Annotated in this window: 10 protein-coding genes and 2 pseudogenes; 2 read left to right on the top strand and 10 right to left on the bottom strand. The window is 63.6% G+C overall.

All coding sequences use genetic code 11. The features are described 5' to 3' along the window. The 6 genes and pseudogenes from ACOJTD_RS22240 to thiD form a co-directional block, all read right to left on the bottom strand. Positions 1-141: pseudogene (locus ACOJTD_RS22240) on the bottom strand (glycosyltransferase family 1 protein); the annotation flags it as partial. After that, positions 81-878: a UDP-2,3-diacylglucosamine diphosphatase gene (locus ACOJTD_RS22235; RefSeq protein ID WP_420135026.1), complete on the bottom strand. Its 798-nt coding sequence runs from the start codon at positions 876-878 to the stop codon at positions 81-83. The gene ACOJTD_RS22235 and the pseudogene ACOJTD_RS22240, both read right to left, overlap by 61 nt. A gap of 53 nt (positions 879-931) precedes the next feature. Continuing rightward, on the bottom strand, positions 932-1,588 hold the full coding sequence (locus tag ACOJTD_RS22230) for a class I SAM-dependent methyltransferase (protein WP_420135025.1): 657 nt from the start codon (positions 1,586-1,588) through the stop codon (positions 932-934). A gap of 162 nt (positions 1,589-1,750) precedes the next feature. After that, a complete protein-coding gene (locus ACOJTD_RS22225; RefSeq protein WP_420135024.1) occupies positions 1,751-2,335 on the bottom strand; it encodes a DUF1989 domain-containing protein in 585 nt (194 codons plus the stop codon). Next, on the bottom strand, positions 2,332-3,000 hold the full coding sequence (gene gntA / locus ACOJTD_RS22220) for a guanitoxin biosynthesis heme-dependent pre-guanitoxin N-hydroxylase GntA (RefSeq protein ID WP_420135023.1): 669 nt from the start codon (positions 2,998-3,000) through the stop codon (positions 2,332-2,334). Before gntA ends, ACOJTD_RS22225 begins: the two co-directional genes overlap by 4 nt. A gap of 96 nt (positions 3,001-3,096) precedes the next feature. Further along, positions 3,097-3,897: a bifunctional hydroxymethylpyrimidine kinase/phosphomethylpyrimidine kinase gene (gene thiD, locus ACOJTD_RS22215; protein ID WP_420135022.1), complete on the bottom strand. Its 801-nt coding sequence runs from the start codon at positions 3,895-3,897 to the stop codon at positions 3,097-3,099. Between the two features lie 148 nt (positions 3,898-4,045). On the opposite strand from thiD, the gene ACOJTD_RS22210 reads away from it, so the two are divergent. Further along, complete coding sequence (locus ACOJTD_RS22210) at positions 4,046-4,291, top strand: Lrp/AsnC ligand binding domain-containing protein (protein ID WP_378384917.1); 246 nt, start codon at positions 4,046-4,048, stop codon at positions 4,289-4,291. Positions 4,292-4,299: 8 nt separating this feature from the next. On the opposite strand, the gene ACOJTD_RS22205 is transcribed toward ACOJTD_RS22210, so the two are convergent. The 4 genes from ACOJTD_RS22205 to ACOJTD_RS22190 form a co-directional block, all read right to left on the bottom strand. Then, positions 4,300-5,160: a c-type cytochrome gene (locus tag ACOJTD_RS22205; protein ID WP_420135027.1), complete on the bottom strand. Its 861-nt coding sequence runs from the start codon at positions 5,158-5,160 to the stop codon at positions 4,300-4,302. 244 nt (positions 5,161-5,404) lie between these two features. Then, entirely contained in the window at positions 5,405-5,854 is a 450-nt protein-coding gene (locus ACOJTD_RS22200) for a c-type cytochrome (protein ID WP_420135021.1), read from the bottom strand. A 213-nt stretch (positions 5,855-6,067) separates the two neighbouring features. Further along, on the bottom strand, positions 6,068-8,374 hold the full coding sequence (locus tag ACOJTD_RS22195) for a xanthine dehydrogenase family protein molybdopterin-binding subunit (protein WP_420135020.1): 2,307 nt from the start codon (positions 8,372-8,374) through the stop codon (positions 6,068-6,070). 170 nt (positions 8,375-8,544) lie between these two features. Continuing rightward, positions 8,545-8,793 carry a hypothetical protein gene (locus tag ACOJTD_RS22190; protein ID WP_420135019.1) on the bottom strand — a complete coding sequence of 83 codons (249 nt, stop codon included), beginning with the start codon at positions 8,791-8,793 and terminating at the stop codon, positions 8,545-8,547. Positions 8,794-9,291: 498 nt separating this feature from the next. Between ACOJTD_RS22190 and ACOJTD_RS22185 the strand changes: the two are divergent. Beyond that, positions 9,292-9,962: pseudogene (locus tag ACOJTD_RS22185) on the top strand (carbamoyltransferase N-terminal domain-containing protein); the annotation flags it as partial.

Here is a 9,962-nt window from a genome sequence, read left to right as displayed (position 1 = left end):
CGCCTCGGCCATCATGGTCAACGTACGCACCACGCCGTTGACCTGCGGATGCCACGCGTCGGTGGCGATCAGAACCCGCATCAGGCGGCTCGTGCGGCCACCGCGGCGACCGGCAGGTTGCGCTTGAGCGGATCGGTCCAGGTAATGATTTCGAACCGGCCGTCATCGTGCTCGACCAGCGCGGTGCAGCTCTCGACCCAGTCGCCGCAGTTCATGTAGCGGATGCCATGATCGTCGCGGATCGCGGCCGTGTGAATGTGGCCGCAGATCACGCCGTCGGTGCCGGTGCGGCGCGCTTCCTGCGCCAGAGTCTGTTCGAACGCGCCGATGTAGTTCACCGCGTTCTTCACCTTCAACTTGGCCCATTGCGACAGCGACCAGTACGGCACGCCCGCCCAGCGCCGCAGCGCGGCGACGATCCGGTTGAGCCGGATCGCAAGGTCGTAAGCCTTGTCGCCGACATGGGCGAGCCAGCGCGCGTTCTGCACCACGAGGTCGAACATATCGCCGTGGATTACCAGATAGCGCCGGCCGTCCGCGCCGGTGTGGATCGCGCTCTCGGCGACTTCGATGCCACCGAAATGCGTGCCGTAATAGGAGCGCAGAAACTCGTCGTGATTACCGGGGATGTACACCACGCGCGCGCCCTTACGGGCCTTGCGCAGCAGCTTCTGGGCGAAATCGTTGTGCGACTGCGGCCAGTACCAGCTCGATTTAAGCGCCCAGCCATCGATGATGTCGCCGACCAGGTAGATCGTATCGGCATCGTGCACGCGCAGAAAATCCAGCAGCAGATTGGCCTGCGAGCCGCGCGCGCCGAGATGTACGTCTGAAATGAAAAGCGTACGGAAACGCCGTTCCGGTCCGTCGTCGCTCATCGTCTTTGTCCCATGCCAGGCTGCCGGCGGCAGCGAATGACAATGCGGTGGCTTCACGCCGCCAGCGACGGGCCGGCTCGTTCGAAGCACACCAGCGTGTAGATGCCGAACGGCTTGATCTTGCGCCGTTCGACCAGAATCGCGTCGCTGTTGGCCTGAGCCCAGGCCTGCAGCCGCGCGAAGGGAAATTCCGGGCGCAGCCCGAGGCCACGCGTCTTCTGCGCCGCCCAGCGTTCGACCGCGGCAGCGACACCGACTTCGGAGTACAAATGATTGACTAGGATGATGCGCCCGCCCGGCTTCACGACGCGGTGGCACTCCGACAGCACCTGCTCGGGGTTTTCGACCAGCGTGATCACGAACTGCGCGACGACGCAGTCGAAACTCGCATCGGCGAATTCCATCCTGTGCGCATCCATGCGGCGCACTTCCTTGACCCACGGATAGCGGCCACTCGCCATCTTGGCGCGCGCCTTTTCCAGCATCGGCTCACTAAGGTCGATACCGGTGATCTGCGTCGAGGCATCGTAGTCGTCAAACGACAAACCGGTACCGACGCCGACCTCGAGGATCCGGCCGCCCAGCGCACGCGCCTCGGCGGCGGCTGCCCGACGTCCCTTGACCATCACCGGCCCGCACACCGCATCGTAGATGGGAGCCCAACGGGCGTAGGCGGTTTCCACCAGGGATTTATCGAGGTCGGGAGTCATCGGGGTCCGTCGCGAATCTGGAAATCATCAGTGATTTCCGATTAGCAGCGGAGTGCGACGGTGCTGCGACAACCCGTCCCGCGAGCCTCTTCGGCCTTCGTCGCAGGCCAAAAAACTCAATCGGAACAAGGCGCCGCGTGGGGCCGTCCGGGTGATTGCGGATCAATCGATCCGGTATTCGATCGGCTTGAACGCGTAATTGTTGGATTGCAAAGCCGAGCAGGCCGTCAGGCCGACGATAAGGTCCATTTCGGCCCGAAACCTGACGTAGTCGCCGGCGCGGCTGAGCGGCGCTTCCACAGTGAAGACTCCGGTCGCGGGCTGGATCACCACATTCATGAAGCAGTTGAACGCAACCGGGATCGCGTCGGATGCGATATGATAGGGCGCAAGCGCAGCTTCCAGATTTCCGAAGCAGCCCTGATGAGGATTCTCGTCGTGATAGATAATCCGGAATGTATCACGCGAACACGGCGTCAGCAGGAAGTCGTGGCGACCGACAGTATCTTCAACGATGCTCAGCATCACGTTGCTGCGGTTCGAGTAGATCAGATCGCCGGTCGTGAGATACAGCTTGCTCGCATAGTCCAGGCTTCGGCCGGAGGAGATGGCTTCGTGAATGTCCGCCGCGTTGAACACGACGAGATCGGCAACCTGCTCGCCTTGCGGATCGATGACCGTGAGAGTCTCGCCTTTGGCCAATCGGAACGCCGTGCCGGAGCGCGGCGGGATCGTCGTCGCGGTCATACGCGCTGCACCGGATTGAAAGGGCACTTCCATTCAGCGTCAGCGATCAGACGCCCGCTGTATTGCCGCGCCTCCGAAATCACGCCGTGGCGCGCCAGCATCGGGTTGGGCGAGCCGGCCAGCGCTATGTCGCGCGCGATGATCTTCTCTCTCATGCGTTCATAAAGCCCCTGCTGACGAAGCTGCTCGAATTGGTCGTGCAGGTTGAACACCAGCACGGGCCGTTCGAACCGTCGCGCCGGACGGCTCGCATGCGGATGCAGGCCGACAATGAAGAACGCCTCTTCGCCGAAGCTGAGCGAGAAATGCGGATTATCCGGGTCACTGCTGACGCGACGATCGTGTGGCCTGCCGAGCCAGGTGTCCTTGTTGGTCAGGCTTTCGGCCCTCGCCCACAAATACGTTTCGAAAGTCGGCTCGTCGATGTTCCCCGGTCCCTCGAAGATCACCGCGAAGCTTCTGAATAACGCCCGATCGGCGCGATAATCAGCGACGACCTTGGTAATTCCGTCGTAGATCCGCCGATCATCCCAATTGGAGCGGAGATCCCGTGCCACCAGAACGTCGAGCGTTCCCTTTGCGAGAGCGGATTTCGCACCAACGCAGGGAAAATCAGCTTGGTGAATAAAACTCCGAAATCGGTCTTCTAAGCACGTCAGCGTCATCGGCACTCCTTGGGACCGACCAACGCTCAAGTTTCGGATTCGTGCCGCCGTTTACGTTATTTCTGCGCCACTGCAACGCAAGCGTGTGTGCTTGCCTCACTCGAAGGCGTGGAAATGGTGAATGGGGCCATGACCTTTGCCGATGTCGAGACGGTCTGCGGCCGCGATCGCTTCGCTGACCCAGGCCTTCGCGTGACCGACAGCGACATCGAGATCCTCGCCGCGCGCGAGGTGAGAGGCGATGGCCGACGACAGCGAGCAACCGGTCCCGTGGGTGTTCCTCGTCGTGATCCGCGGCGCCATCAGCGCGAGCGTGCCGGCGGCGCTGAACAGATAGTCGGTGCTGGTGGGTCCTTCGCCATGCCCGCCCTTGATCAGCACCGCGTCGCAACCGAGCGCGAGGAGCTCGTTCCCCTGACGCTCGATTGCAGCTTGATCCGCCGCCATCTCCTCGTCGAGCAGCGCGGCGGCTTCGGGCAGGTTCGGCGTGATGATGCGGGCGCGTGGAATCAGCCGGGTCCGGAGCGCGTCGACACAGTCGTCATCGATCAGCCGGTCGCCGGAGGTCGCCACCATCACCGGATCGAGCACCACGTAGGGCGGCGACCAGCGCGCGAGCCCGTCGGCGATCGCCTCGATCACCGGCCGCTGGGCGACCATGCCGATCTTGACGGCCGCCACCGCGAGATCGCTGAACACCGCATCGATCTGGGCCGTGACGAAGTCGGCCGGCACCGGGTGAATACCACTGACGCCGAGCGTATTCTGCGCCGTCAGCGCGGTGATCACCGACGCGCCGTAGACACCATTGGCGGAAAAGGATTTGAGGTCGGCCTGGATTCCCGCCCCACCCCCAGAATCGGACCCTGCGATCGTCACTGCGATCGGAATTGCCATGTCTCGCTCGTTGTCGTCCGAGGATGGGCCCTGCCGACCCTCAAAGTGCACAATCCGTGGTATCGTGCCCCTTGGGCGGCTGCAAGCTTGCCTCGGCATGCCGTTTTAGGCTTCATGGCGCCCGATCAAGCTTGGAGAAGACAACGCAATGGTCCCGTTTTTCGTTCAGTTCAAATGCGAACTCGGTAAGTCTTATGCCGTGGCGAACGCCATTGCCGAGGCCGAGATCGCGTCGGAAATCTATTCGACGGCGGGCGACTATGATCTCCTGGTCAAGTTTTACGTCGATCGCACCACGGATATCGGCCACTTCGTCGCCGAGAAGGTCCAGGTGATTCCGGGCATCAAGGACACCCACACCATCATCACGTTCAAGGCGTTCGGGCCGAAGTAACGCCGCGGCTATTTCCGCGGCGGGCGCGCCGGGCCGTCCACAGGGGGCAGCGACTTCAGATAGACGGCTATCGCGTCCCGATCCTGGCTGCTGAGCTGCGAGGTATTGCGGATCACCCGGGCCATGGAGCCGCCGGCGCTGTCGCCGTCGGGGGTCATGCCGGTCTCCAGGAAATAGGCGATATCCTTCTCGCTCCAGTCCTTCAGACCGTTCTGAGTGATGTTCGGGACCCAGCCCTTGCCTTCGGGATCGGGCCCGCCGGCGAGCCGCTGGGAAGTGATGATGCCGCCGAGCGCGTTGCGCGGGCTGTGGCACTCGGCGCAATGGCCGAGACCGTTGACCAGATAGGCGCCGCGATTCCACTGCGCGCTCTGCGCCGGGTCCGGCGTGAACGGCTTGGTATCGAAGAACAACAGCTTCCACACGCCAACGGCACGCCGGATGTTGAACGGGAACGGCAGTTCGTGCGGCGGCGCCGTGTTCGAAACCGCGGGCAGCGTCTTGATGTAACCGAACAGGTCACGGACGTCGTCGACCTTGGCGTGGGCGTAGGACGGATATGGAAACGCGGGATACAGGTGCGCACCGTCCGGCGAGGTCCCGCGCATCACCGCGGTGACGAACTCCGCCTCGCTCCATTTGCCGATGCCGGTCGCGGGATCCGGCGAGATGTTGGGAACGTGGAAGGTGCCGAACGGCGATGTCATCGCCAGGCCGCCGCCGAGCTTGGTGCGGTCGTCCTGCCCCGGCGTGGCGTGACACGACGCGCAGCCGCCAGCGTCGAAGGCGACCTTGCCGTTGGCGAGGTCGGGCGTGCGGTCGGGGAGCGCAGTCGCGGCGATGGTTGCGGGCGTGGTCAGGATCCACATAACCGCGCCGGCGATGAGCGCCAGCAGCACCAGAGCGATGCCCAACCGTTTTGCCACGTTCGATCCTCTCCAAGCTTCGCCGACACTCGGCCTGCCCACTCAGCAACTGCCCCCACCACTCGTCATGCCGGGGCTCGTCCCGGGCATGACGCCTTGCTTAAAGCGTCGCCAAAGACGTGGATGGCCGGGGCGAGCCCGGCCATGACAAACGAGTGAGGGTGGACGGCGAACTGCCGCCGCCCGACTAGCCGTCCTTCAGACGGAAGCCTTCGTGGCAGCTGCCACAGGACTTGCCGATCGCCGGGAACGAGGCCTTCAAGGTGTCGAGATCCTTGACGTTGGCCTTGGCGTCGTTGACCGCCTTGGCGAAGGTCGCGATCTCGGCGTCGAACTTGGCGCGCTCTTCCCAGATCTTCGGCGACGCGCTGTACTTGCTGTCGGTCGCCTTCAGGCCCTTCACGCCGTCCGGGAATTGCTTCGGCAGTTCTTTGGCGGTCTCGTCGAACTGCTTCAGCGCGGCGTCGACCACGGCCTGGTCATAGGGCTTTTCGCCCTTCGCGATCGCGCCGAGCTGCCCCATGTTCCGGCCATTGTCCTTCATCAGCTTCTGCGTCTTGTCGACGACGCTCTGCTGCGCGTAGACCGCGCTCACGCCAAGCAGCAAGGCACCGGCAACCACGACTGTTCGCAACATTCTCATCTCCCTCGGGCTCAATCGAAGCACGGCAATCCGGCCCACGACCGGACCCGACTCCTGCAAACACCGACTTGATAGAACTATTCCATATCAAAACGGAGATGACACTGCCGCAGGTGCGATCTGTCACCGCACCTGCCGAAAATTTCTGCATGATCGTACCATGCGGGTTCACGATCACGCGATCGTCAACGCGCACAGGTTGTGACGTTACAGATTGTGCTGCCGCGCGTGCTCGCGGATCGCCATCCAGACCCGCTCCGGCGTCGCCGGCATATCGATGTGGTCGATCCGGTACTCGCGCCACAGCGCGTCGATGATTGCGTTGACCACCGCCGGGCACGACCCGATCGCGCCGGCCTCGCCCGCGCCCTTCACGCCCATCGGATTGGTCGTGCACGGCACGTTGTGGGTCTCGAACACGATCGGTGCCCCGTCGGCGGCACGCGGCAGCGCATAGTCCATGAAGGTGCCGGTCACGAGCTGACCATCGGCGGCATCGTACACCGCCTGCTCCATCAGCGCCTGACCGATCCCCTGCATGGTGCCGCCGTGAACCTGGCCGGCGAGCAGCAAGGGATTCAGCGTGACGCCGAAATCGTCAACGATCACGTAGTTGACGATCCGGATCTTGCCGGTGGCCGGATCGAGCTCGATCTCGACCAGATGCGTACCGTTCGGATAGGTCCCGTCGGCGCTGGAGAAGGCCGCACTGGCGTTGAGCTTGGACGGATCGACGCCCGGACGCTTGGCGAGGTCGGCGAACGAGATCGAGCGATCGGTGCCGGCGATCCGGATGACTCCGTCGGCGATCTCGAGATCGGCCGCGCTGGTCTCCAGCGCATCGGCCGCGACGTCGCGTAGTTGCTCGCTAAGCTGATGCGTCGCGCGCTGCACGCTGACGCCGCCGGAGGGAATCGAAGCGGAGCCGCCGGTGCCGAGCCCGGTTGCGACCTTGTCGGTATCGCCCTGGATCACCCGCACCCGCTCGGGCGGCACGCCGAACTGCTCGGCGACGATCTGCGCATAGGCGGTCTGATGCCCCTGCCCGCTGGACTGGCTGCCGATCAGCACAGTGATATCGCCGTCCGGATCAAGCACGACCTTGGCGGTCTCTTCGCCCATCGTGCCGCAGACTTCGACATAGGACGCCAGCCCGATGCCGCGCACCAGGCCGTGCTTCTTGGCCGCCTTGGCGCGCTTGCCGAAGTCCTTCCACTCGCCGACCTCCATCGCGCGCTTGAGATGCGCGGCGAAGTCGCCCGAGTCGTACACTTTGCCGGTCGCCGTGGTGTAAGGCAGCACGCGAGGAGCGATGAAGTTCTTGCGGCGGACCGCATCGGGCGACATTCCGAGTTTTCGCGCGCAGGCATCGACCAGCCGCTCGATCACATAGGCCGCCTCCGGCCGCCCCGCGCCGCGATAGGCGTCGACCGGGACGGTGTGGGTGAACACGGTGCGGATGCGGCAATGGAACGCCTTGATGTCGTACAGCCCCGGCAACATGCCGACGCCACCGTAGGGGACGTACGGGCCGAAGGTCGACAGATAGCCGCCGAGATCGGCAATCAGATCGACGTCCATGCCGAGGAACTTGCCGTCCTCGGCCAACGCCATGCGGGCGACCGTGATGTTGTCGCGCCCTTGCGAGTCGCCGACGAAATGGTCGGAGCGATCGGCGGTCCAGCGGATCGGTTTTCCGATCTTCTTGGCCGCCACCGCCAGCAGCGCGTATTCGCGATACGGAAACAGCTTGGTGCCGAAGCCGCCGCCGACGTCGGGACAGATCACCCGCATCTTGTCGGTCGGGATCTTCAGCACGTTCTGGCACAGGATATCGCGCAGCCGGTGGCTGCCCTGGCTGCCGATCGTCAGCGTGAAGTGATCGCGCTTGGCGTCGTATTCGCAAACCGCGGCACGGGTTTCCATGTAGTTGGTGACGATGCGCGGATTGACGATCTTGATCTCGGCGACCGCATGCGCCTTGGCGAACGCCGCCTCGGCCGCCGCCTTGTCGCCGATCGCCGCGTCGAACAGCACGTTGCCGGGAAACTGCGGCCAGACCTGCGGCGCGCCGGGCTTGATGGCATGGCCGGCGCCGATCGCCGCCGGTCGCGGCGTCCACTCCACCGCAACGGCTTCGATCGCATCGCGTGCATGCGCCAGCGTGTCCGCGACCACGAAGGCGACCGCGTCCCCGACGTGGCGCACTTCACCGCCGGCGAGGATCGGATAGTCCGGGCCGACGAACGGTTTGTCAGGCAGGTTGAACAGGCACGGCAAGCCGCCAAGCTCCTTAACGTCTTCCGCCGTGAGGATCGCCAGCACGCCCGGCAGCTGCCGCGCGGCCGCCGCGTCGAGCGTGAACGTCGCGTTGGCGTGCGGCGAACGAAGCACCAGAGCGTGCGCTGAAGCTTGCGGCGCGTAGTCGTCGGTGTAACGGCCCTTGCCGCGGATGAGAGGGTCGTCCTCCTTGCGCATGACGCTCTGGCCGACGCCGAATTTGGTGGGAGCCATGGTTCACCCTCTCTTGCTGCTTTCGTCTATATTGCAGCGGAACGGGGCGGCACGCAAACGCGCGGCCTCGCACGCCTGCGCCGAGCCGGATACGAAAAAAGGTGCACCGGATTGCCCGGTGCACCTTGTTCAACGCATTCGCTGTTGTGGAGCGATGTCGCCGCGTGGCGTTAGTAGCAGATCACCCGGCCATACACCGGATTGAACACGCAACCACCGCGATAGCCCCAGCCACGACCGCGATAATAGCCGCGACCGCCGCGATAGAAACCGCGTCCGCGGCCGCCCCGATAGAAGCCGCCGCCGCGACCGCGGCCGCGCTGGGCATCGGCCTTGGTGGTGGTTGCGGTCAGGAACGCGGCCGACGTGCCGACGAGGCTGAGGCCATAGATGCCGGTCAGCGCTACAGCCGCGAGCACGCGGGCGAGCATTCCTTTTTTGGCTTTCGAAACATTTTGAGCCATCTACGTCTTTCTCCCGGTCGTTTGAGCATCTGAACACCTTCGCCTGCATTGGTGCAGGGGTAGGTAAAGCGGGTTCAAATGTCGGTGGATCAAACCGATAGTTTACGGCCTCAATTCGACAAGATTAGGAGGAGGCCTCGATTTGGGTCAAGTAAAGAGCGCCTTCGTTGCCGGAAGACGATTAACCATCATGCGAAACGTATTCAGCAGCTGCACGTTCCAGATTGTGCGCTGCCACATGATCGATACCCGAAAAGCGCCCCGATCGCGTTATCAATGAACACAAGGCCGGACCGATTGCACGCGATGGGTTTCAACACGAGATCATGCGAAGATTGCCATCCCGATGAACCGCCAGGCCACGTGGGCCGACCTTTCTGAGGAACGCGCGCGTCCTCTCCAATTCGCCGACCGTTTCCGCTTCCGAACCGCTCCTTTTCAGAAAAGAGCTCAATGTCCAAGCAGCACACCTACATCCTCGGCCTCAACACCTACGACCACGACGTCAGCGCCTGCCTGTTGCGCGACGGCGAGATTGCCTTCGGAATCGAAAAGGAGCGCGTCACCCGCTAGAAGCACGCGACCGGCTTCTACAAGGAGGTGATCGACTATTGCCTGAACGCCGAAGGCATCACGATGGCCGACATCGATCTGGTGGTGCGCAACTGTTACATCCTGCCGGTGCAGGAGATGGAAGATCGGCTGATGTATCAGGACATGCCGGCGTTCCTGCCCGAGCACGAACGCGGCGATGCCTACATGCATGCGCTGTTCCGCAGCCAATCCGACAAGGTGATGACGATCTCGCACCACCTTGCACATGCCTACAGCGCGTTCGCGCCGAGCCCGTTCGAGGAAGGCGTGGTGATGATCGTCGATGGCGTCGGCAGCTATCGCTCCGACGTCGATGAGAGCTTTCCCGGCGACGAGGCCTCGCCGCTCGCCCGCGAATCGGAAAGCTACTACAAGTTCAGCGGCAGCAAGCTGGAGTGCCTGAAGAAGGTTTTCATGGAGCCGGAGCGCGGCTTCCTGTCGGATGAATTCTACAACATGCCCGGCCTCGGCGCGTATTACAGCCGCGCCTCGAGCTACGTGTTCGGCGACTGGAACAAATGCGGCGAGCT

The organism is Rhodopseudomonas sp., from assembly GCF_048594845.1.
Classification (GTDB): domain Bacteria; phylum Pseudomonadota; class Alphaproteobacteria; order Rhizobiales; family Xanthobacteraceae; genus Rhodopseudomonas.
Note: the sequence above shows the minus strand (reverse complement) of the source record. Positions and strands in the feature narration are given on the sequence as shown.

Bases quoted from the DNA above. Each gene is read 5' to 3' on its own strand.
- ACOJTD_RS22195 (WP_420135020.1), bottom strand. From the start codon at position 8,374: ATGGCTCCCACCAAATTCGGCGTCGGCCAGAGCGTCATGCGCAAGGAG.
- ACOJTD_RS22200 (WP_420135021.1), bottom strand. From the start codon at position 5,854: ATGTTGCGAACAGTCGTGGTTGCCGGTGCCTTGCTGCTTGGCGTGAGC.
- ACOJTD_RS22235 (WP_420135026.1), bottom strand. From the start codon at position 878: ATGAGCGACGACGGACCGGAACGGCGTTTCCGTACGCTTTTCATTTCA.
- ACOJTD_RS22230 (WP_420135025.1), bottom strand. From the start codon at position 1,588: ATGACTCCCGACCTCGATAAATCCCTGGTGGAAACCGCCTACGCCCGT.
- ACOJTD_RS22205 (WP_420135027.1), bottom strand. From the start codon at position 5,160: ATGTGGATCCTGACCACGCCCGCAACCATCGCCGCGACTGCGCTCCCC.
- thiD (WP_420135022.1), bottom strand. From the start codon at position 3,897: ATGGCAATTCCGATCGCAGTGACGATCGCAGGGTCCGATTCTGGGGGT.
- ACOJTD_RS22210 (WP_378384917.1), top strand. From the start codon at position 4,046: ATGGTCCCGTTTTTCGTTCAGTTCAAATGCGAACTCGGTAAGTCTTAT.
- ACOJTD_RS22225 (WP_420135024.1), bottom strand. From the start codon at position 2,335: ATGACCGCGACGACGATCCCGCCGCGCTCCGGCACGGCGTTCCGATTG.
- gntA (WP_420135023.1), bottom strand. From the start codon at position 3,000: ATGACGCTGACGTGCTTAGAAGACCGATTTCGGAGTTTTATTCACCAA.